The sequence below is a fragment of the Lysobacter yananisis genome (genome assembly GCF_031199375.1).
GTDB lineage: Bacteria > Pseudomonadota > Gammaproteobacteria > Xanthomonadales > Xanthomonadaceae > Lysobacter > Lysobacter yananisis.
Genome location: NZ_CP133568.1, coordinates 2,321,712 through 2,344,650, shown reverse-complemented (window position 1 = coordinate 2,344,650; position 22,939 = coordinate 2,321,712). Strand labels below are relative to the sequence as shown.

15 protein-coding genes and 2 tRNA genes are annotated in these 22,939 nt (G+C 68.6%); 7 read left to right on the top strand and 10 right to left on the bottom strand.

Annotated elements, in window-relative coordinates:
- Positions 1-40: 40 nt before the first annotated feature.
- Complete coding sequence (locus tag RDV84_RS09855; protein ID WP_057949229.1) at positions 41-475, bottom strand: Lrp/AsnC family transcriptional regulator; 435 nt, start codon at positions 473-475, stop codon at positions 41-43.
- Positions 476-597: 122 nt separating this feature from the next.
- Between RDV84_RS09855 and RDV84_RS09850 the strand changes: the two genes are divergently transcribed.
- From RDV84_RS09850 to RDV84_RS09825, 6 genes are all read left to right on the top strand, one after another.
- Positions 598-1,167: a cysteine hydrolase family protein gene (locus RDV84_RS09850; RefSeq protein ID WP_309153272.1), complete on the top strand. Its 570-nt coding sequence runs from the start codon at positions 598-600 to the stop codon at positions 1,165-1,167.
- 725 nt (positions 1,168-1,892) lie between these two features.
- Positions 1,893-1,961 (top strand) — tRNA-Thr (locus RDV84_RS09845).
- A gap of 2 nt (positions 1,962-1,963) precedes the next feature.
- Positions 1,964-2,031: transfer RNA gene (locus RDV84_RS09840), tRNA-His, on the top strand.
- A 415-nt stretch (positions 2,032-2,446) separates the two neighbouring features.
- Positions 2,447-3,577, top strand: coding sequence for a slipin family protein (locus tag RDV84_RS09835; protein ID WP_309153271.1), 1,131 nt, complete (start codon positions 2,447-2,449; stop codon positions 3,575-3,577).
- Positions 3,578-3,724: 147 nt separating this feature from the next.
- The gene (locus RDV84_RS09830; protein WP_309153270.1) at positions 3,725-4,594 is read left to right on the top strand and encodes a hypothetical protein; all 870 of its coding nucleotides are present in this window, start codon (positions 3,725-3,727) and stop codon (positions 4,592-4,594) included.
- Between the two features lie 3 nt (positions 4,595-4,597).
- Positions 4,598-5,818: an RtcB family protein gene (locus tag RDV84_RS09825; protein WP_250448983.1), complete on the top strand. Its 1,221-nt coding sequence runs from the start codon at positions 4,598-4,600 to the stop codon at positions 5,816-5,818.
- A gap of 64 nt (positions 5,819-5,882) precedes the next feature.
- On the opposite strand, the gene RDV84_RS09820 is transcribed toward RDV84_RS09825, so the two are convergent.
- A complete protein-coding gene (locus tag RDV84_RS09820) occupies positions 5,883-6,179 on the bottom strand; it encodes a hypothetical protein (RefSeq protein WP_309153269.1) in 297 nt (98 codons plus the stop codon).
- Between the two features lie 375 nt (positions 6,180-6,554).
- Positions 6,555-7,475, bottom strand: coding sequence for a DMT family transporter (locus RDV84_RS09815; protein ID WP_309153268.1), 921 nt, complete (start codon positions 7,473-7,475; stop codon positions 6,555-6,557).
- Between the two features lie 223 nt (positions 7,476-7,698).
- Between RDV84_RS09815 and RDV84_RS09810 the strand changes: the two genes are divergently transcribed.
- A complete protein-coding gene (locus RDV84_RS09810) occupies positions 7,699-9,120 on the top strand; it encodes an aminotransferase-like domain-containing protein (protein WP_309153267.1) in 1,422 nt (473 codons plus the stop codon).
- Positions 9,121-9,329: 209 nt separating this feature from the next.
- Here the strand turns inward: RDV84_RS09810 and RDV84_RS09805 are convergent, their stop codons facing one another.
- The 7 genes from RDV84_RS09805 to RDV84_RS09775 form a co-directional block, all read right to left on the bottom strand.
- The gene (locus RDV84_RS09805; protein WP_057949237.1) at positions 9,330-9,962 is read right to left on the bottom strand and encodes a TetR/AcrR family transcriptional regulator; all 633 of its coding nucleotides are present in this window, start codon (positions 9,960-9,962) and stop codon (positions 9,330-9,332) included.
- The gene (locus RDV84_RS09800) at positions 9,959-11,416 is read right to left on the bottom strand and encodes an efflux transporter outer membrane subunit (RefSeq protein ID WP_078997772.1); all 1,458 of its coding nucleotides are present in this window, start codon (positions 11,414-11,416) and stop codon (positions 9,959-9,961) included. The genes RDV84_RS09805 and RDV84_RS09800 overlap by 4 nt, the downstream gene beginning before the upstream one ends.
- Positions 11,409-14,603: an efflux RND transporter permease subunit gene (locus tag RDV84_RS09795; protein WP_309153266.1), complete on the bottom strand. Its 3,195-nt coding sequence runs from the start codon at positions 14,601-14,603 to the stop codon at positions 11,409-11,411. Before RDV84_RS09795 ends, RDV84_RS09800 begins: the two co-directional genes overlap by 8 nt.
- A 12-nt stretch (positions 14,604-14,615) precedes the next feature.
- Entirely contained in the window at positions 14,616-15,791 is a 1,176-nt protein-coding gene (locus RDV84_RS09790) for an efflux RND transporter periplasmic adaptor subunit (protein WP_197414779.1), read from the bottom strand.
- A 282-nt stretch (positions 15,792-16,073) separates the two neighbouring features.
- Positions 16,074-16,511, bottom strand: coding sequence for a hypothetical protein (locus tag RDV84_RS09785; RefSeq protein ID WP_309153265.1), 438 nt, complete (start codon positions 16,509-16,511; stop codon positions 16,074-16,076).
- A 62-nt stretch (positions 16,512-16,573) separates the two neighbouring features.
- Positions 16,574-21,481, bottom strand: coding sequence for an RHS repeat-associated core domain-containing protein (locus RDV84_RS09780; RefSeq protein ID WP_309153263.1), 4,908 nt, complete (start codon positions 21,479-21,481; stop codon positions 16,574-16,576).
- A gap of 286 nt (positions 21,482-21,767) precedes the next feature.
- Positions 21,768-22,775: a hypothetical protein gene (locus tag RDV84_RS09775; protein ID WP_309153261.1), complete on the bottom strand. Its 1,008-nt coding sequence runs from the start codon at positions 22,773-22,775 to the stop codon at positions 21,768-21,770.
- Positions 22,776-22,939 lie beyond the last annotated feature (164 nt).

Here is a 22,939-nt window from a genome sequence, read left to right as displayed (position 1 = left end):
GCGACCGCGACGCCGCAACCGCCGGCGCCAGCCCGCCGCCTCACAGCCGATCCAACACCGTGCGCAACACCGGCACCGTGGTGACATCGTCCACGCCCTTGAGCCCCATCACCCGTTCGCGCAGATCGGCCAATTCGCCCGGCGAACGCGTTTCCACCAACACCATCAGATCGGTGTCGCCGACCACGCTGTGCGCCAGCCGCACCTGCGGCAGCGGCGCCAGCAGCGGCACCACGTCGTCGCAGCTGAAACCCTCGGCGTAGCGCAACAGCAGCCACGCCCGCAGCGGATCGCCGCCGCTGCCCAGGCGCACGGTGTACTGGGCGATGGTTCCGCTGGCTTCCAGGCGCTGCAGGCGTTCCTGCACGGTGCTGCGCGACAACGCCACCGCCTTGGCCAGGGCGACGGTGGACAGGCGCGCATTGTCCTGCAGCAACGCGATCAGCTTGCGGTCGATCTCGTCGAGGGTCTTCATGCCAAGTCGGTCCGTAGCGTCGCGGCCGGCGCGGCGCCGGCGGGAGCCGTCATTCTGCCGGGTTGAGACCGGCCGCGGCGAGCGGCCACGATGGCGCGTCCCGCCCCATTCGAATCCACGCCATGACCGCCACCCGCCAACGCATCGCCCTGATCCCCATCGACGTGCAGCGCGGCTTCGACTATTCGCCGTGGGGCCGCCGCAACAACCCGGACATGGAAGCCAACGGCCGCCGCCTGCTCGCGGCCTGGCGCGAACGCGGCTGGCCGCTGATCCACGTGCGCCACGATTCGGTGCAGCCCGGATCGAGCCTGAGTCCCGGGCATCCCGGCAACGCCTTTCGCGACGGCTTCGAACCGCGGCCCGACGAAGCGGTGGTGGCCAAGTCGGTCAACGCCGCCTTCATCGGCACCGACCTCGACCTGCGCCTGCGCCGGCTCGGCGTCGACACCGTGGTGCTGTTCGGCGTCAGCACCGACATGTGCGTGTCCACCACCGCGCGCATGGCGAGCAATCTCGGCTATCGCACCGTGGTGATCGGCGACGCCTGTTTTTGTTTCGATCTGGACGACGGCGCGGGCGCGACGATCGCGGCCGAAGCGATCAGCGCCGCGCATCTGGCGACCCTGCGCGCGGAGTTCGCGCAAGTGCTGGACACCGCCGAGTTTCTGGCCACGCTCGACGCAGTCTGATGCCCGCTGCCGGTCTTGCGCTTGCAGGCGAAGAACAGAGCGAGGCCGTCATACGCGCGCATGCGCGCTGCCTCGTCCAGCGCATGCGCGATGCGGACCGCGAGCGCGCCGCGAAAAACATCCGCTCATAAAACGACGAACGGTCTTGCAAGGGTAATTTTCCCCGCGTAAAGTTCGCGCCCATCTTCCCCACACCTTCCGACCGCCTTCTCATGCGCATCGAATCGAACATCGCCAAGCACAACGCGCAAGGGCACAGCCCGGCGACGTTTGCGTGCGCGTCGATCCCGCGCGGTCGCGGCCGGGATACGCGCACCCCGCACTGATCTTCCATTCCAGGAAGATCGGTCGCCCCGATCTTCCGAGGAAGCCCACGCCCTCGGAGCTCGCTCCGGGGGCGTTTTCGTTTCGGGCGTCGGCAAAGGACTTGCTGCAGGAAATCACCTTAAAAATCGCTCTTTCCGCATACCCCCGAAGCATCCGAGACGAAGGGGGATCGGCCGTCGAGGCGTCGAAAGACGCTGTGCCCCGATGCTTCGGCACGGGCGGTGCGTGCGCGAAAGAAACCAACAGGGGCGCTTGCGCCCGAATGGATTGCCGTCCGGAGACGGGCGGCAATAGGCAGCACCCGATGAAACGCACCGCAGCGGCGCCGGTTTCCGACCGGCCCGGTGCGCGCGGCCCTGCCGTGGCGTATGCCGCGGTGCGTGGAGGGGCTCCAACCTAGGGAAGTAGCTCAGCGGTTAGAGCGGCGCCTCGTGCGCAGGCCGTCGGTTCGATTCCGACCTTCTCTGCCGGATATAGCTCAGACGGTTAGAGCGCAGCAAATGATGCTGTTGTCGCGGGTTCGACTCCCGCTATCCACTGTCCTGAAACGACAGTCGTTGAACGCGGAACGAAAGTTCCGACCCGGGAAACGCCCCGCGCGGCGTTCCTCTTCGCATCGCCGGCACGGGACGCGCGAAGGAACGTCGCAGCGGCGATGCCGCCGGCTTCATGCCCGGCGAGCGATGGCGCCCGGCGCACGGCATCGGCCACAACGGACGTGGCGATGCCGGCGCCGACCGCGCCACGCCCGCCGCGCATGCGGTCCGCGACGACGACGCCAGGGGCGTTCCCACCCTATTGCCTTCCGCCGCGCTCGCGCGACGGAACCCGAGATTCGCGTTTATCGCCGTTCGCGTCGCCGACGCGATCCACCGCGCCGTTGCGACACACCGATTCGGTCGCAGCGGCCCACACCACGGATCGGACCACACCCGAACCCAAGGAGAAACTCATGTTCTGGACGAAGAAGGTCGTGGTCGGCGATGCCGAGCGCGTCCTGGTCTACCGCAACCGCCGCATCGAGCGCGTGCTCGGCCCGGGCGTGCACAGGCTGCGCGACCTGCGCGACGAGCTCACCCTGGATCACTGCAACATCGGCAACAGCGCCTACGCCGGCAACGATAGCGAAGCGCTGATCGCCGGCCTCGGCGAGCGCCTGTCCGAGTATTTCGTCCTCGCCGACATCGGCAACGACGAAGTCGGTCTGGTGCTGCGCAACGGCCGCTACGCCGAGGTGCTGGCGCCGGGTCTGCGCCGCCTGTACTGGAAGGGCCTGGCGACGATCGAGGTGCGCACGCTGCGACTGGGCGAGGGCCTGGAGATCGAGCGCGAAGTCGCCGACGGCCTGCGCCAGATCGCCCAGCTCGACCGCGTCGCGGCGCACGGCACCGTGCCGACCGAGTCGGCCGGCCTGCTGTTCGTCGACGGCAAGTTCGTGCGCGTGCTGGCGCCGGGCGCTTACGCGTTCTGGAACCTGCGCAAGAACGTCGCGGTGGAGACCGTGGAGCTGCGCGTGCAGGCGATGGAAGTCTCGGGCCAGGAACTGCTGACCCGCGACAAGGTCACCCTGCGTGTGAACCTCGCCGCCAGCGTGCGCGTGGCCTCGCCGGTGGCCGCGCGCACCAAGGTCGCCAAGTACGCCGAGCACGTCTACCGCGAGCTGCAGTACGGCCTGCGCAAGGCGGTCTCGTCCAAGACCCTGGACGAACTGCTCGGCGACAAGGCCTCGCTCGATGCGGACATCCTCGCCAGCGCGCGCGGCGCCTGCGCCGAGATCGGCGTGGACGTGCTCGGCGTCGGCGTCAAGGACGTGATCCTGCCGGGCGAGATGAAGGAGATCCTCAACGCCGTGGTGCAGGCGGAGAAGACCGCCCAGGCCAACACGATCCGCCGCCGCGAGGAAGCCAACGCGACCCGCAGCCTGCTCAACACCGCCAAGCTGATCGAGGACTCTCCGGTGCTGATGCGCCTGAAGGAACTCGAGGCCTTGGAAAAAATCACCGAAAAGATCGACAAGCTGACCGTCTTCGGCGGTCTGGAGGGAGTCATGAAGCAGCTCGTCAGCCTCAAGGGCCACGGCTGAAACGCAGGGCCGGACGGCATCGCGCCGTCCGGGTTCCGATAGCGCGACAGCGTGAGCCAACGCGAACGCCGCCCCGAACGGGGCGGCGCAGGGTCGCGTGCGCGCAACGCAAGCCGCGCGCGGCCGACTATCGGATACGAAATCCCTATGCGAAGCGATATGTACAAAGTGATCGTGGAACGGCCGCGCACGGGCGCCGGCTGGACCAAGCCGGGGCGCCAACCGCGCGAGCCGGACGATCGTCGCGCCTGCGAAGGCATGCGCCCGCGCGGCAGAAGCCGCAAATGGCTCAACGAGAACCTGCGCCCCTTGCAGCGCTGGCTGGAGCGCCAGGCCGGACGCCGCTGGGATGCGGTCTATTCGGAACTGTGCAAGGGCGTGGACCGGCGCAATACCGTGCAGCAGCACATCCACGAACACCTGCGCGATTTCGTCGCCGTCGACGTGCTCGAGATCGGCGGCCGGCTGTGCGTCGCACGCGATTGGGGCGGCGTTGTCGCCCTGGCCGACAGCCGCTGCGACCTGTACGTGGACCCGCGCAACGGCTGCCTGATGCGCAACGAGGAAGCCGCGGCCGACCGTGCCCGGCGGCGCCGCGAGCATCTGCTCGCAGTGCGGGCGCGCGAAGCGGGTTGGCGCAAAGGCGTGCGCCGGCTCGACGACACCGCCCAGCTGCATCGGGTGGATGGCATCTGGTACCGGGTGGAACTCGCGCCGGTGCCGCCGCCGCGTCCCAGCAAGCGCAAGCCCGGCGCCTGCGTGCCGGTGCCGGCGTTCGACGCGCTGCTGCGCGACAAGGTCGGCTCGTGCGCGGGCAAGCGTTGCGGCCTGTACGGCCGCTGCGATGTCTATGCGCGCAGCAAGCGTCAGCTGAGCCAGGCCGAATTGATCGCATACCGGCTGCGCAACGGCGACGGGCCCGATCCGTTCGACCCGCGTTGGACCGCCACGCGGCGCGAGCGCCCGCGCAAGTGCCGCGGTCCGCTGTACTTCGGCGAACAACACAAGGAACACTGAACCATGAGTACTTCACACTACGAACTGCTCCACGCCGACGAAGGCGTGGCACCGGTCAAGGCCTGGATCCGCGGGGTGCCGGTCGACGAGGGCGCCAAGCGCCAGCTGCGCAACATCGCCGCCCTGCCCCATGTCGGCCCCTGGGTCGCGGCGATGCCCGACGTGCACCTGGGCAAGGGCGCCACGGTCGGCTCGGTGGTGCCCACGCGCGGCGCGATCATTCCCGCCGCGGTCGGCGTCGACATCGGCTGCGGCATGGCCGCGGTGCGCACCACGCTGCGGGCCCAGGACCTGCCCGACAGCCTGGCCCGCGTGCGCGCGGCGATCGAGCACTGCGTGCCGGTCGGCAACGGCCGCGGCGGCGAGCACCGGCGCCTGCCCGACAGCCATGCCACCCGGCTGGCGAAGTCGGGGCTGGCGACGCGGCTGGACGCGATCCACGCCAAGCACCGCAAGCTGCGCACCGACAAGCTCGACAAGCAGATCGGCACGCTCGGCGGCGGCAACCACTTCATCGAGCTGTGCCTGGACGAGGCCGGCGCGGTGTGGGTGATGCTGCACTCCGGCTCGCGCGGCACCGGCAACCTGATCGGCAGCTACTTCATCGAGCTGGCGCGGATCAAGCTGGAGAAGCGCACGCTCGGCTTCCACCTGCCGGACAAGGACCTGGCCTTCCTGCTCGAAGGCGAGCCCTTGTTCGACGACTACGTCGAAGCGGTCGGCTGGGCCCAGGACTACGCCCGCCACAACCGCGAGGCGATGATGGACCGGGTGCTGCACGCCATGCGCATCCAGCTGCCGAAGTTCCAGCTCGACAAGACCGCGGTCAACTGCCACCACAACTACGTCCAGCGCGAACAGCACTTCGGCGAGCCGTTGTGGGTGACGCGCAAGGGCGCGGTCAGCGCGCGCGAGGGCGAGCTCGGGATCATTCCCGGCAGCATGGGCGCGCGCAGCTACATCGTGCGCGGCAAGGGCAACGCCGACAGCTTCCACAGCTGCAGCCACGGCGCCGGCCGGGTGATGAGCCGGGCCGAGGCGCGCCGCAGCATCACCCTCAAGCAGCACCGCGAAGCCACCGCCCACGTGGAATGCCGCAAGGACGCGGCGGTCATCGACGAATCGCCGGCGGCGTACAAGCCGATCGAGGCGGTGATGGCGGCGCAGGCCGACCTGGTCGAGGTGGTGCACACCCTGCGCCAGGTGGTCTGCATCAAGGGCTGAGCCAGGATCTGCGTTGGGTTTATTGCGGTACTTTGCGCCGCCCGCGAGGGCGGCGTTTTTTTGTTCAGTCGGCCAGGACCAGCCGCCAGGCGCCTTCGACGTCGGCCTCGACCTGCGACCACGACGCGCGCTCGGCCCCGCGCAGCCGTTCCCAGCCGCGCGCGAGCTCGTCGCGGATGTCGTCCCAATGGCGCTCGCCGTGGTGCAGGCGCGCGCCCAGGCCATAGGTGATGGCCAGTTCGCGGGTACGGTGGGGAATCAGGGCCTGGACGGCGGCGGTCGCGGCGGCCGACGCGGCGTCGGTCCCGCTGGCCTCTTCTGCGCTGATGGAACTGAACCGATCGACGTTTCGAGGCGGCATGGACGAATCCGTTGGCATCCCTTTTGCATCTCGACGATAACGTTTTTTATCGCGCGGGAGTTCGGCAAAAGTCGAATCCGCACGCGCAAAACGCGAGCGATGTCGCAAACGCGAATCGGGATCGCAGGCATTCGTTCGTCCGCTGCGTGAGCGCCCTGCGACGAACCGGCGACGAACGCCGCTCGCGACTGAACGCGCGTGACCGCATTCACAGCATGGGCGTCGCGCGACAAAGTCCCACCGGCGCGTCCTTGTGCCGGCCACCGCGCGCGAGGGCGCGGCGGATCCGCTAATGGGCGGACCGGGTCGAGAAAACCGTCGTCGCCGCAACCGTATACCGTTGCGCGGGCGCGGCGCCCGCCCGGGCCGGCGCGCTCACGCGCGCGCCGGCTGCGCGCGCAGGCGCCACCGCCACTTGAGGTTGACGCCGAGCGTGCCGAGCACGATCAGCGCCACGCCCAGGCTCTGCACCGGCGCCAGGGTGTGGCCGTAGACCGCGTAATCCAGCAGCAGCGCGACCACCGGATAGATGAAGGCCAGCACCGCGATCGTCGCCACCTGCAGGCGCGGGTAGGACGAATAGAACAGCACGTAGCACACGCCGCTGTGGATCAGGCCGAGTCCGGCCAGCCAGAACCAGTGCGCGCCGGGCAGCATGACCTTGGCGTAGTCGGCGAACGGCGCCAGCATGACCACCCCGACCAGGCACTGGATCAGCACCACCGCGAACGGCCGCTCGCGGCTGATCCGGCGCGACAGCAGCAACGAGGCGCCGCACAGCACCGCCGCGACGAAGGTCAGGCCGACGCCGATCAAGTAACCGCTGTCGGCGCTGCGCAGCAGCTTGAACGGATCGGCCGAGCACAGCACGCCGACGAAGGCGATCGCGGTCCAGCCGATGTCGGCGACGCGGCTGCGCTCGCCATAGAACGCCGCGGCCAGGCCCAGCACCACGAACGGGAAGAAGTGGTAGACCATCGTCGCCACGCCGATCGATGAGCGCTGCATGCCGGCGAACAGGGCGACCCAGTTCAGCACCAGCAGCACGCCGCTGAACACCGCCGAGCGGATCAGCGCGCGCTCGCCGAGCAGGCCGCGGAACAGCCCGCGCGCCCAACCCCAGGCGAGCAGGAAGACGACGCCGAACACGCAGCGGAACAGCACCGAGGTGATCGCGTCCTGGCCGCTCTCGTGCACGAACACGCCGACCGAGCCGATCAGCAGTTCGGCGATCAGCAGCTGGATCAGCGCGGTGCGCGAATCGGCGCTCGGCGCGGTGGCGGTGACGGTGCTCATAGGGGGACGGACGGGGGCGGGAGACTCAGGGTAGGTCCGGGCCGTGGACCGATACAGATTCAGTTAGGATGAATTTCGACCAATACAGATTCACCCGCTGTCTTGCTCCCGCTCCCGCTTGCGGGATCGGGTCGGAGTGAGGGCAAGCGCATCGCCGGCCGCGCAATCACCCCAACCCCTCTCCCGCAAGCGGGAGCGGGGCTTTCCAGTCGCGAGGTTCGTCATGTCCCAGGAGCTGCTCTACGAACGCCTCGCCGAGCGCATGCGCCGGCAGATCCAGCGCGGCGTGCTGCGCGCCGGCGAACGCCTGCCGTCGCTGCGCCGGCTCGGCCGCGATCAGCGCATCAGCCTGGCCACCGCGGTCGAGGCTTACCAGCAACTCGAACGCGAAGGCCTGATCGAGGCGCGGCCGCGCTCGGGCTATTACGTGCGCGCCGCGCCGGCGGCGCCGCTGCGCAGCCACCGCGCGCGCCATCTCGCGCGCGCGCCGACGCCGATGCGCAATCCGGCGCTGCTCGGCGTACTCGATGTCCAATCGCGCCGCGACCTGGTACCGCTGCACGCCGCAACCCCGGCCGCGTCGCTGCTGCCCAGCGCCGCGCTGGCCGCGTCGGTGACCCGGGCGATGCGCCGCGATCCCGTCGCCGCGCTCGGCTACACCGTGCCGCAGGGCCTGCCGGCGCTGCGCGAGCGCATCGCCCAGCGCTACGCGCAATGCGGGGTGGACGTCGATCCGGACGAAGTCATCGTCACCGCCGGCGCGATGGAGGCGATCAGCCTGACCCTGCGCACGCTGACCCGGCCCGGCGACATCGTGATCCTGGAAACGCCGACCTACCACGGCCTGTTGCAGGCGGTGGCCGCGCATGGGCTGCGCGTGCTGGAGATCCCCAACCATCCCGGCCGCGGCCTGGATCCGGCGCAACTGCGCGAACTGCTCGAACGCCACGCCGTGCGCGCGGCGCTGCTGGTGCCGAACTTCAACAACCCGCTCGGCAGCCTCACCGGCGAGACGGCCAAGCGCGAGATCGTCGCCGCCTGCGCCGCGCACGGCACGGTGCTGATCGAGGACGATCTGTACGGCGAACTGGCTTATTCGGGCGAACGGCCCGCGCCGCTGCGCCGCTACGACGACGGCGAGCATGTCGTCACTTGCGGCTCGTATTCGAAGATCCTCGCGCCCGGCCTGCGCGTGGGCTGGATGCTCGGCGGCCGGCGGCGCTCGGAGCTGCTGCGCACCAAGAGCTTCTCCACCGTCGCCACCGCGACCCTGCCGCAGATGGCGCTGATCGACTTCCTCGCCCGCCACGACATCGAACGCGGCCTGCGCCGCCTGCGCCGCGCCCTGGCCGGCAACGCCCAGGCCTACCGGCAGGCGCTGCTGGACCACTGGCCCGAGGGCACCTGCGTGGCCGAACCGGCCGGCGGGATGACGCTGTGGGTGGAGTTGCCCGAACGCAGTGACGGCCAGGCCTTGTTCGAAGCGGCGCTGGCGCGCGGCATCGGCATCCTGCCGGGGCATCTGTTTTCCAACCGCGGCGATTACACCCACCACGTGCGGTTGAGCTGCGGGCAGCCGTGGGATCGGGCGATGGAAGCGGCGTTGAAGACGTTGGGCGGTCTGGCCAAACAGCTTGCGCGATAGCCGCGCGGCATTCCTGCAAGAGCGGCGCGAGCCGCGACCGCGACAACGCAACTACGCCGCGAGCTTCGTCATGGTTGCGTTGCCGCAGTCGCGGCTTGCGCCGCTCCTACAGGGTGCGACCCTACATTCGCCGCTATCGAAACGAAACGAGCCGCGGTCTCGCGACCGCGGCTCGTTTCGTTATCGCTTCGGGCCGGACCGGCCCCGTCTCAGGCCTGCGCCGTCAACAGGCTCGGCAGGAACTGGCTCAACGCGGTCTTGACCTGATCGACGGTGAGGTCGGGCTGGCTGATCGCGCGCATCGCCAATCCTTCGATCAACGACTGCAGGATCAACACCCGCGTGCCGACCTGGTCCTGCGGCACGCCCAGGCCGCCCTCGGCGGCGCTGCGCGCGAACCACGAGGCCAGGTCCGCCCGGAACACCTTGTCGGAGGCGTGCGTGGCCGCGGCGATCTCCGGATCGCGCGTGGCTTCGGCGGTCAGCTCCAGGAACAAGGCCGCGCTGGTGATGCCGGGATCGTTGGCCTGCCATTGCTGGAAGACCTCGGCGATCCCGCCGACCAAGTCGCTGCTGGTGTTGAGCTTGGCCACATCGGCCCGAGCCTCTTCGAGCTGGCGCTCGATGATGGCCAGGATGATGTCGTTCTTGCCCTTGAAGTAGCGGTAGATCAGCCCCGCGCTCATGCCCGCGGTCTCGGCGATGTTGGCCATGCTGGCGGCGTGGAAGCCGTGCACGACGAAACATCGCTGCGCCGCGACCAGGATGCGCTCGCGCTGGGCCTGCGCGCGCGCGGCAGCCTTGGCGCTGGGCTTGGCGGTCGTGTTGCCGGGGCTGCTCATTGGCTGCGCTCGTTCCAGCCACCTCCGAGCACTTTGTACAGCGCGACCCGATTGCTCTGCTCGGCCAGGCGCGTGGTCACCAGCCCCTGCTGCGCGCCGTACAGCGTGCGCTGGGCATCGAGCTGGTTGAGGTAGCTGTCGCGGCCGGCCTTGTAGCGCGCGGTCGACAACTGGTCGGCGCGCGCGGCCGCCTCAACCAGCGCTTCCTGCGCCTGGCGCTGTTCGGCCAGGGTCTTGGTCAGCGCCAGCGCGTCGGACACGTCGCGGAAGCCGGCCTGGATCGCCTTCTCGTACTGGGCCAGCGCGATCTTCTGGTCGGCCTTCGCCGAGGCCAGGTTGGCGCGCAGCTTGCCGCCCTGGAAGATCGGGATGTTGACCACCGGATTGACCAGCCAGCTGCGGGTGTTGGAATCGAACAGCCCCGACAGTTCGTTGCTGGCGCTGCCGAGGAAGCCGGTCAGGCTGATCGACGGGAAGAACGCGGCGCGCGCGGCGCCGATGTTGGCGTTCTGCGCGCGCAGCAGGTGCTCGGCCTGGAGCACGTCGGGACGGCGCAGCAACACCTCCGACGGCAGGCCCTGCGGCAACGCCGCCAGGCCGGTGACGCCGGCGGTGAGCTTGCTCGGCAACAGCGCCGGATCGACCTGTTCGCCGACCAGCAGGTTCAGCGCGTTGGTGTCCTGCGCCACCTGCCCGGCGTAACGCGCCGCATCGGCGCGCGCCTGTTCGACCTGGGTGCGCGCCTGGCTCAGTTCCAGGCCCGAGACCGCGCCGAGTTCGCGACGCTTCTGGGTCAGGTCGTAAGCCGACTGCTGGTTCTTCAGCGTCGCCTCCGACACCGACAGCAACTCGCGGTCCGCGGCCAGGGTCAGGTAGGCGTTGGCGACTTCGGCGATCAGGCTCAGCTGGGCGGCGCGGCGCGCCTCCTCTTCGGCGAAGTAACGCTGCAGCGCCGACTGGCTCAGGCTGCGTACGCGGCCGAACAGGTCGAGCTCGAAGTTGGCGATGGACGCGCCGGCCTGGTACTCGTCGACGACCTGCTGGTTGTCGCCGCCGGTGCGCCGCAGCTGCGCCGTGGCGTTCAACGCGGGCAAGCGGTCGGCGCGCTGGATGCGGTACTGCGCGCGCGCCTTCTCGACGTTGAGCACGGCCACGCGCAGGTCGCGGTTGTTGTCCAGCGCGCGGCCGATCAGCTGCTCCAGGTTCGGATCTTCGAAGAAATCGCGCCAGCCGATGTCGGCCACCGCCGCGCCTTCGCTCGCGGCGGCGGTTTGCGACGCCGCCGGATCGGAGGTCAGCGGCTGCGCGCCGACGAAGGACTGGGTGGTCGGCGGCAGCGGCCACTGCGCCGGGATGCCGGCCTCCTGCGCCGGCAGCTTGGGCGCCAGGCTCACGCAGCCGGTCGCCGCCAGGGCGATCGCCAGCGCCAGGGCGTGGGTCGAAAACTTACTCATGGCTCTGCGCTCCTTGGGCGCTGTGCTCAGCGGGCGCGTGTTTCTTGCGGACGAAGATCTTCTCGACCACGACGAAGAACAGCGGAACGAAGAAGATGCCCAGGAAGGTGCCCACGACCATGCCGCCGAGCACGCCGGTGCCGATCGCGCGCTGCGCGCCGGAACCCGCGCCCGAGGCCAGGGCCAGCGGCAACACGCCCAGGCCGAACGCCAGCGAGGTCATGATGATCGGGCGCAGGCGGTCGCGGACCGCGGCCAGCGTGGCCTCGATCAGGTCCATGCCCTTCTCCAGGTTCTCCTTGGCGAACTCCACGATCAGGATCGCGTTCTTGCTCGACAGGCCGACCGTGGTGAGCATCGCCACCTGGAAGTACACGTCGCGCTCCATGCCGCGCGCCCAGGTCGCCAGCACCGTGCCGAGGATGCCCATCGGCGCGATCAGCAGCACCGAGGTCGGGATCGCCCAGCTCTCGTACATCGCCGCCAGACACAGGAACACGATCAGCAGCGACAGCGTGTACAGCAGCGGCGTCTGCGCGCCCGCCTGGCGCTCCTGGAACGACAGGCCGGTCCACTCCAGGCCGATGCCCTGCGGCAACTGCGCCACCAGCTTCTCGACCTCGGCCATGGCCTGGCCCGAGCTCACGCCCGGCTTGGCCTCGCCGTTGATTTCCAGCGCGGACACGCCGTTGTAGCGCTCCAGGCGCGGCGAGCCGTATTCCCAACGGGTCGTGGCGAACGCCGAGAACGGCACCATCTCGCCCTTGTCGTTGCGCACGTACCAGCGGTTGAAGTCGCTGGGCACCATGCGGAACGGCGCATCGGCCTGCACGTAGACGCGCTTGACCCGGCCGCGGTCGACGAAGTCGTCGATGTACTGGCCGCCCCAGGCCGCCTGCAGGGTCGAGTTGATGTCGGCGATGCTCAGGCCCAGCGCGGCGGCCTTCTGGTTGTCGACGTCGACGCGGAACTGCGGGGTGTCCTCCATGCCGTTGGGACGCACGTTCTGCAGCAGCTGGCTCTGCGCGGCCATGCCGAGGAACTGGTTGCGCGCGGCCACCAGCGCATCGTGGCCGAGCGCGCCGTTGTCCTTCATGTAGAACACGAAGCCGTTGGAGTTGCCCAGTTCGAACACCGCCGGCGGCGCCAGCGCGAACACGAACGCGTCCTTGATCTGCATGAAGCTGCCCATCGCGCGGCCGACCACGCCGTTGACGCTGTTGTCCGGCGCGGGGTTCTTGCCGAAGCTCATCCACGACTTGAAGCGGTCGCCCCAACTGGTGGCGCGCTCTTCCCACGGCTTGAGCTGCGAGAACGCCATGCCCGCGTTCTGGCCGTTGCCGGCGAAGCTGAAGCCCTGCACGGTGAACAGCGAATCCACGGCCGGGTCGTTGAGGAACTGGTCCTCGACCTTCTTCAGCACTTCGCCGGTGCGCTCCTGGGTCGCGCCGACCGGGGCCTGCACGATGGTGAACAAGAAGCCCTGGTCTTCCTGCGGCAGGAACGAGGACGGCAGGCGGAAGAACAGCACGCCCATCAGCGCGGCCATCGCCGCGAACACGATCATGAAGCGGCCGGCGCGGGTGACGATGCCGTGGACCACGCCCTGGTACTTCTTGTTGCCGGCGTCGAACTTGTTGTTGAACCAGCCGAAGAAGCCCTTGTCGGACGCGTGATGGCCCTTCTGGATCGGCTTGAGCATGGTCGCGCACAGCGCCGGGGTCAGCACGATCGCGACCAGCACCGACAGGAACATCGCCGAGACGATGGTCACCGAGAACTGGCGGTAGATCACGCCGGTGGCGCCGCCGAGGAAGGCCATCGGCACGAACACCGCCGACAGCACCAGGCCGATGCCGATCAGGGCGCCGGTGATCTGGTCCATCGACTTGCGCGTGGCTTCCTTCGGCGAGAGGCCTTCCTCGCTCATCACGCGCTCGACGTTCTCGACCACGACGATGGCGTCGTCGACCAACAGGCCGATGGCGAGCACCACCGCGAACATGGTCAGCATGTTGACCGAGTAGCCGAACAGCGCGAGCAGGCCGAACGTACCCAGCAACACCACCGGCACCGCGATCGTCGGGATCAGGGTGGCGCGGAAGTTCTGCAGGAACAGGTACATGACCAGGAACACCAGCACGATCGCTTCGAGCAGGGTCTTGACCACTTCCTCGATCGCCACGCGCACGAACGGCGTGGTGTCGAACGGCGTCACCGCCTTGAGGCCCTTCGGGAACGAGGGCTTGAGCTGCTCCAGCTCGGCCTGCACCGCCTGCGCGGTGGCCAGCGCGTTGGCGCCGGTCGCCAGCGAGATCGCGATACCGGTGGCCGGCTTGCCGTTGAAGCGGGCGATGGTGCTGTAGTCCTCCTGGCCCAGCTCGACGCGGGCGACGTCGGACAGCTTCAGCACCGCGCCGGTGCTGTTGGCGCGCACCACGATCTGCTTGAACTGCTCAGCGGTCTGCAGGCGGTCCTGCGCGGTGATGGTGGCGTTGAGCTGCTGGCCCTTGACCGACGGCGTGCCGCCGAGCTGGCCGACCGCGACCTGGGCGTTCTGCGCGCGCAGGGCGTTGATGACGTCGGTCGGGGTCAGCTTGTAGGTGTTGAGCTTGTCCGGATCGAGCCAGATCCGCATCGCGTACTTGGTGCCGAACAGCTGGGTGCTGCCGACGCCGTTGACGCGGGCGAGCGGGTCGACCAAGTTGGCGGCCACGTAGTCGGCGATGTCGGCGCCGTTCATGCTGCCGTCCTCGGACACGAAGCCGATGACCTGCAGGAACGACGAGTTCGCCTTGGACACGCTAACGCCCTGCTGCTGCACGATCTGCGGCAGCAACGGAGTGGCCAGCTGCAGCTTGTTCTGCACCTGCACCTGGGCGATGTCCGGATCGGTGCCGCTTTCGAAGGTCAGCGTCACCGAGGCCTGGCCGTCGGACGAACTCGTCGCCGACATGTACATCAGGCCGTCGATGCCCTTCATGTTCTGCTCGATGATCTGGGTCACCGAGTTTTCGACGGCTTTGGCCGAGGCGCCGGGATACGACGCGTTCACCGCGACCGTGGGCGGCGCGATGGTGGGATATTGCGAGATGGGCAGCCGGGTGATCGCGATCGCGCCACCGAGCATGATGATGATCGCCAAGACCCACGCGAAGATGGGGCGATCGATGAAGAACCGTGCCATGAATGTCTCCGATTACTGCTTCGGCGCGGCGGCGGGGGCCGCCGGCTTGGCCGGCGCGGCGCCCTTCTCGGTCGCGTCCACCGGCATGCCGGGGCCGATCTTCTGCAGGCCTTCGACGATGACCTTGTCGCCGGCCTTCAGCCCGCCCTCGACCAGCCACTTGTCGCCGATGGCCTGGCCGACCTTGATCTCGCGCGGCTCGACTTCGCTCTTGGCGTTGACGACCAGCGCGGTGGCGTTGCCCTTGGGATCGCGGGTCACGCCCTGCTGCGGCACCAGCAGCGCATTCTGGCGCACGCCGGTACCGACCTGGGCGCGCACGTACATGCCCGGCATCAGGATGTTGTCGGGATTCGGCACCACCACGCGCAGCAGGAAGCTGCCGGTGCCTTCATCGACCGTGACCTCGGAGAACGCCAGCTTGCCGTCGTGTTCGTAGCGGCTGCCGTCCTCGAGCAGGATCTGCACCGGCGTGCTCGCTTCGCTCAGCGTGCCCGCGGCGATCTGCTTGCGCAGGGCCAGCAGTTCGGCGCTGGACTGGCTGATGTCGACGAACACCGGATCGAGCTGCTGCACCACCGCCAGCGCATCGGCCTGATTCGCGGTGACCAGCGCGCCGGCGGTGACCGCCGACTTGCCGATGCGGCCGCTGATCGGCGAGACGATGCGCGCGCGGCCGAGGATGACCCCGGTGCTGGCGACCTGGGCGCGGCCGGCGGCGACGTCGGCGCGGGCTTGCTTCAGCGTCGCGGTCGCGTTCTCGTCGTCCTGCTTGCTGACCGCGTCGATCTTGACCAGCTCGGTCGAGCGGCGCGCGTTGAGCTGGGCCGAATTCAGCGACGCCTCGGCCCGCGCCAGCGTGGCCTTGGCGTTCTCGGCGTCGGCCGCGTAGGTCTTGTCGTCGAGCTGGTACAGCGGCTGCCCCGCCTTGACCAGCCCGCCTTCGGTAAACAGGCGCTTCTCGACGATGCCGTTGACCTGCGGCCGCACCTGCGCGACCAGCGACGCGCTGGTCCGGCCCGGCAGCTCGCGGGTCAGGGTGATGGTCTCGGGCTTCAGGGTCACCACGGTGACCTGGCCCTTCTGGCCGCCCGGCCCGCCGGGGCCGCCTTGTTGATCGCCGCCCTTACCGCAGGCCGCGAGGGCCAGCGCAAGCGCGGAAACAGTGAAAATTGCCTTGTAGGACATGGACTTGCGCGACGGCATTGGGGGAGCCTCAGGTCGGTGGTGCGGCCGGATGGATCGGTGGCACTGCGGAGAATGAACGATCATTCTCTTTTTTTGAGTGTGAATGGTCAATCAACACAAGCGGCGCGAGCGCCCGTTCGTCGTGCAGAAGGGTGTGTTTTTTTGTGCAAAGCACCATTTGGCGACTCTTCCACCGGGCACCTTGGATGCGCCACCCGGTTCCCGGGTCCGCACTGGGCACTGTCGCCCGTGCCTCAGCCCATGCCTCGCGGATCGCCGGGACTAAGGCCCCGGCGTGAGCCCCGACCCGGCGCCGCCATGCAGCGCTCTCCTGCGCCGGTTCCAGAGAACCGCATGAAGGACCAGCGGATTGGCCACGGCCAGCACGAGCCACAGCTCCGGGCGGATCAGGCCGATGAACAACAGCCCGTAGCTCGCGCCGACCGCGAAAGGCCGCGCGCCGGTGAACGACGGCGCGAGCAGCGCCAGCAGCCCCTCGCACACCAGCGCTACCGTCGCGTAGGCGGCCGCCAGGATCGGCGAGAACACGATGAACATCCTCGGCGACATCTGCGGCCGCAACCCCATCCATTCGTACCAGAGCGTGCGCAGTACCGAGATAAGCACCACGCAGGCTGCCGCGCCGCAGGCGACGAGGAAGAAGTAACGCAGATTCTTGCGCGGCGCGTCGGCGCCGCGCGGCGACTGCGATCCGGTCAACGAACGGTCTCCGTCATCAGCGCGCGGCCTGCGCGCGCGGTCTCAGCAACGCTTGGCCCCGCTCATCCGGCGTTCCTGCATTCCGAAAGCGAGAACATACCGCTGCAAGACAGTCCGAACCAGAAAGGCGTGCCGCCGACGTTCTGCACGTTGCCGCACGCGCCACCGGTCTGGCACAGATCCACGGGGTCCTTGAAGTAGTCCAGGGCGCCGTATCCCGAGCGGCAGAACGCGCTGGCGCAACAGTTCGCCGCCCCCATGATGGTGCAGTTCACCGTCTGGCTGTGGAAAAGGCCGTTGCCGAACGAATAAATCGACCATACGTACAGATCGTCCTGGCGGGATTTGGTGAACTGCACGGATTGCCCAGGACTCAACGTGCCCGCCAGCTGTCGAGTGCGGTGCCGCACGTCGTTCTGCAGCGAGTGGGTCGCCGAGGCCACCTCCGGGTCGGCGACGTAGTCGTCGCACCAGGCGGAAATGTCCAGGTACCGCCCCGGGTCCAGGCCGCTGGAGAAGCCCAGGAAATGCCTGACCAGCGCCATGTCGGCGCCCGAGAGCAGCCCGTAGCGGTCCGACCGGCCCAGAGGATCGCCGTTGCCGTAGGCGTACGTGCTGATTCCGCCGCGCAGGCCGATCGGATCGCTTTCGACATAGCGCCCGAACTCCGGCAAGTAAGTGCGCATGTAGTTGTAGTTGGCGCCGAGCGCGGCGTCGTAGCGTTGGCCCGGGAACCTCAGATCGAACACGAAGCCGGTTCCATCGCGATCGGGATCCTGATCCGGCGTGCCGGCCCCGAACGCCTCGCCGTTGACCGGCCAGGACCAGACCGGCACGTTGCGCGCCGGATCCACCACGGTCCTGGGCGATCCGCCGCGATCGGGCTCGACATAGTGGATGCTGCCCGCGCCGGTACCGTCGAACAGCGCGACCGGCGCGCCGGCCAGCCACACGATCTGGCGGCCCGCCTGCGACGCGGAAAAGTCGCCCAGCCAGTTGCCTTCCTCGTCGTAGATCGAGTCCAGGTCCTGGGCGACGCCTGGCCTCGACGCCGTCGTGCGCTCGCCCTTGGCGTTGTAGCGGTAGGTCGCGACCACCGCGCCGCTGCGCTTGGCCTCGTTGATCCGCCCGGCGCCGTCGTACCCGAGCCCCAGCCCGGTCCGGTCGATCGCGATCGGATTGCCGACCGCGTTGTACTGCAAAGCGCTGCCGCCGACGCTCGCCAAACGATGGCTGCCGGGCGCATAACCGTAGCCGGTCGTCACTCCGCCATGCGTCAGGCTCAGGCGGTTGCCGACGCCGTCGTAGGCATAGGTCTCCAATGCGACATTGGTCGCGCCATCGCGCGTGTGGGTCAAGCGGCCCAATGCGTCGTAGCTGTACTTGGCCAGGATCGCGCCGCTCGCAGGATCCACGATCTCGGCCAACTCGCCCGGATCGCTGTATCCATAACGCACCGACAAACCGGCGCCGCCCTGGGCGACGATCGATTCGGCGCGATAATTCTGGTCGTAAGTCCTGCGCAAGACGCGGCCGTTCGCGTACTGCCACGCGCCGACGGGGCCGAACGGCTCGTAGGCGATGGCGCCGAGCAAGACCTGGCGGGTTGCGCCCGGGAAAACCACGCCCACCTCGGACACGCGACCCTGGGCGTTGTGCACGTAGTCGACCGTAGCGCCGCCGGGATAGGTCACCGAACGCAAACGACCGCCCGCCGTGTAGCCATAGCCGACCGTCAGCGCGCGCCCCGATACGGTCTGCACCTTGCGTACGACCTGGCCGAAGCGGTCGTAGCAGTACCTCAGTTCGGTGCCGTTGGCCCGCGCCGCCGTCAACCGCCCCAAGGCGAAGGTTTCACCGGCCCCGCACTCGGCGTTGACCGCGTCGTAGTCGTACTCGACATCCGCGGCCGCGGCTTGGGAATAATGGATCGCCCTGAGCCGGTTGAGCGCGTCGTAGGTGTAGCGGTGGGCCTGCGCATCGTCGGCGTCGCGCTTCGACGCGACGCTGCCGGCCTCGTTGAAGGCGTACTCGGTGACGCCGGTGTCGGGACTGCTCTGGCGGATTCGGTCGCCGAAGCCGTTATAGCCATAAACGGTTTCCAATCCCTTCGGATCGACGATCTTGACCTGGCGATCGAGCGCGTCGTACTCGAACTTGGTTTCGACGGCGAGACCGCCGACGTCGCGCAGGGTCCGCACCAGCCGGTTCAGCGGGTCGTAGGTGCGGTCGTTGCTGCGCCCCAGCGCGTCGGTGAGGCGGTCCTGATTGCCCCGGGCGTCGTAGCGGAACGTGATCGCATGCAGCGCCGCGTCCTGGTTCGCCTGCAACTGTCCCATCGCGTTGTAGACCCTCGACAAGACCCGCTTCAACGCGCCCGCCGCGGCGAAGGTCTCCTCTTTGATGCGCTTGCCGTCGTTGTCGAGCGTGTAGCGGATCCGATTGCCCGCGTTGTCGGCGACATCCGTCAAGCGCTGCGCCGCGTCGTAGCCATAGGTCAACGACACACCATCGCTCAAGGTCGTCTTCTTGACCTGGCCGGTCGGCCAGTACTCGAAACGGGTGATGCGGTCGTCCGTCTCGCTGCCGGCGTCGGGCCCCCGGATCTTGCTCGCCACCAGCCAGCCGCGGTCGGAGTACTCGCGATCGGTCACCACCGCGTTCTCGTCCCTGCTCGACAGAACCCGGCCGGACGCGTCATAGCGCAGCGCCTCGACCGAGCGCCCCAACGCGTCGGTGGTCTTCCACGGGTCGCCCTTGCGGTAGTCGCAGCCCGTCGACGGCGTCGCCGAACAGTTGGCCGCATCGGCGGGGTAGTACGAGTAGCGGGTTATGTCGGCCACATCGGTGCGCGGACCGTCGACGGACACGATCTGGCCCAGCACAGGGCAGCGGCCCGCGTCGATGTCCGTTTGCTCGCAGTACGCCGTCGTGGTCGCGCGCTGCTGCCCGCTGGCCGGATCGATGTCCGTCGCGACCAGCGGCTGGCCGCGTTCGTTATAGGTCCAGTTCTTGCGCGAGACGACGGCGCCCGCGCTGTTCAACACCCGCCGCTCGCCGATTTCGTTGTACGCGAGGTTCCAATCGGTCTGGGTGGTGCGCGTGAGCGGCGTCGCCTCGCCGTTCTCGCCGAGCCCTTCGGTCAAACTGACCTCATTCGCGCCCTGGTAGCCGAAACCGGACCGGCCGCCGCCGGCCTGGCCGGTAGAGGCCACCCGCCATCGATTGTCGTAACTCACCGACGCGGACTGGCCGGCGTCGCCCGCGCCGCCGGTGGTGGCGACGCCGGAGAGTTTCTTCAGTTCTTCGTTGGTGTAGCCGAAGGTGCGCACCGCGCCGGAGGCGAGCGTCGCGCGGCTTTGCGTCGCGGACACATAGTCGATCGCGACGCGACCGGCACCGCCGGCGTGTTCGCTGACCGTCGCCCGCCCCTTGTCGTCGTAGGAATAGTTCGCGAAGCGCACGCTCAGTTCGTCCTCGATCCCGGTCAGGTGGTTCGGGAACTTGGCCGGGTCGCATCCGGCGATCGCGGCGCCGCTGGCGTTCTTGCACAGCCATCCCGCTTCGCCGTAGAGGTAGCGACGCCCGGCTCCGGCGACGCCGCCGCGCCATGCGGAGGTCAGGCGCCCCTGCGGGTCGTAAACGTACTGGATCCTGACTCGCCCTTCGGACTTGATCGATGCCAGGCGAACGTCCTGTACGGTGCCGGTGCCGGGCAACACCGTGTAAGCGAACTCGAGGACGCGGCCGCGCGAATTGACCGCGCGCCGCACGAGATCCTGCGAAGGGCACTCGTCGCTGCCCAGTTCCGTCCCGCCGCAGTACTGCAGATCCACCGACGTGCCGGCGATCTGCTTGCGCAGCACTCGTCCCTGGCGGTCGAACCAGGTGACCTGCTGGCCCGGCGCGCTGAGCTTCCAGACGCCTTCCGCCGGGTCCGCCGGCGCCTTGACCGGCGCGGTCAGCGTCAGATTCGAGGTGTTGGGGGAAAAATAGACGTGCTTGCCGGACTCGACCGTATACAGGCGCTCGACGTACCCGTCCGACCTGACCCAATAGGTGGCGTATCCGGCGTTGTCGAACATCAACCGGTCCGAGAACGTATGCGACCAGTTGTCGCCGAAACCCGACGACAGCGGAAAATCCGCGATCGAGTTGTAGGCGCGCCGGAAGTCGAACCCGTCCCAGGAAAAATCGTCCTCGCGATATTCCTTGTTGCCGAAATCCGCGGCGCAGGGATTGCCGGGACGATCGCTCGGCGCCTGGCAGAACGGCGCGCGCTGCTTGAACCGGACGCGGATGCTGCCTTGCGCGGTATTCATGCAGATCATCGGCCATGCGCCGCGATGCGGCTCGCCGAACGTGTTGTCCACCGCGGTGAACAGTTCGTGGCACTGATAGACGTCCGTGCGGTTGATCCGATACGTATAGGAATGACCCGCGGCGTTGGTCGCCGTTATCTGGCGTTCGTTCGGAATGGTTCCGCCGCTGTACTGCACCGCATTCATGATCACATGGGCGTTGCGGCCGTTGCTGCCCCACATCTGGAACGGCGGCGACAGGTATGCGCCGCGCAGGGTCGGGGTATACGAACCCGACAGCGGATAGGCGCGCATGCTGGCGGCGACCATCTCCTCTTCGCTGCGGCATTTCTGCCCGGAACAGTCGGTCGCGTTTCCGCTCATGTGACCGTCGTAGTAGCCACCCAGGTAAGTCTCGTACGTGCGCCGGGGCACTTCGTACTGCAGCAGGACCTCGCCATCGCCCAGCGCCAGCGTCTTGGCTTTGCGAAGGAAGGCGTTGCCGCGCGGGGTGGCCGGCTCGACCCGGATGTACGCCTCGGCGTCGGCCAGATTGGTGAAGTTCTGGCTCTCGCCCTGCGGCATGTATCGGCTGGCCTGGTAGACATACTCGGCCACCTGCGCCTGAGCCGTCCCCACCACCGACATGCCCGCGATGAGCGTCGCCACACCCGCGATCCTGGCCCGATCCATTCGCCGCCCCATTCGATGCATCTCCGTTCGAGCCGGCGACGCCGGCGTTCCCGCCACTTCAAGATCCTGGCGATGGATGCGCCACTGTCATGTCCCGGTCGCCCGGAACGCGCGTCGGTAGCGCAGCGTGCGCGATGCTACGCGTCGCGCACGCCGGCTTTGTGCGTGCACGATACGGCCAGATGTATTCATGCAGACGCGATCACACTTCGATGCGGCGTGGTGCCGACGGGCTCCGCCGGCATATGACGCCGCGAAGCGGTCACCGATACGGGTTATAGCTATACGCCCCGCTCACCGCCTCCGGAATCCGGAAGTAGTTCATCGTCAACCCCACCGGATCCGTCGCCAGCGCGCCGCGCCCCGGACCGTCGTTGCTGTCGTCCCAGCCCCACGGCGCGTTCGCCGCGTTTACGCTGCAGCCGATCGCGCCGCTGCCGCAGCCGCCGCTCTTGTCGCCGGCGAAGCTGCCGTAGCCGGCGAACAGCGACGGGTTGTTGCGCTGGTCCCACATGCCGCCGGGTTCGAAGATGTCGATGAGTTTGTATTTGACGTCGCGGTCGTCGGGGCTTGAGGGGACTTCGGCCACGGTCAGCGAGGGGTAGTAGACGACACCGTCGCCCTTGATGTCGTACGCGGGCCAGGCCTTGAGGCCGTGGCCCTTGGCTTCCTGCGCGGTCACCGGGTGCGGGGCGCCGAGGTAGCTCAGGAACGACAGGCTGCCGTCGACGTTCTCGGCGTTGCCGGTCCAGTCGCTGCCGGCGGGGACGTAGGAAAAGAAATCGGTGTGGGCGACGGTAACGGCGGCCTTGAGCGTGCCGTAGGCGCTGCCGTCGCGGGCGATGGCGAACATCACGCCTTCGGCGTCGTTCTCGTGTTCGGTGTCGAAGAACGAGTCGGTCCAGTCGCGCGGGTGGAAGAACAGGTAGGTGATGTACCAGTGGGTCGCGGTCTCGACCACCGAGTAATAGGCGTGGGCGGCCAGCGGGTACGCGGGCTGGCCGGCGCGGTCCCAGTTGTTGCGCGCGTCGAGGTCGCCGTCGAAGTCGTAGCGGGCGATGTAGTCGGCGGCACCGCCGAGGGCATGGCCGCCGGTCTGGTCGACGTCCTGGTAGTGCACCGGCGCCCAGCGCAGGGCCAGCGCGGCGCGGTCGGCGGCATTGGCCGCGGACAGCGCGGCGGCGTTGGCGCCGAAGGCGGCGAGCAGGCCGAGGCCGGCGACGGCCGCGCGCACGGCGCGGCGCAGCGTGGAGGAAGCGGGTCGGAGCATGGCAACGGTCCTGGCGTCTGGGCGAACGCCGGAGCTTGCCTGGGCCGCGATGGCAGCGTTGTTGCAAGCGCGGCCACGACGGCGGCCGCGTGCGCGATCCGCTCGTAAGGTCTCGGTATAAACGGGCGGCGGTCACCGCGCGCGGGCGAGGCGTGCTGCGATGC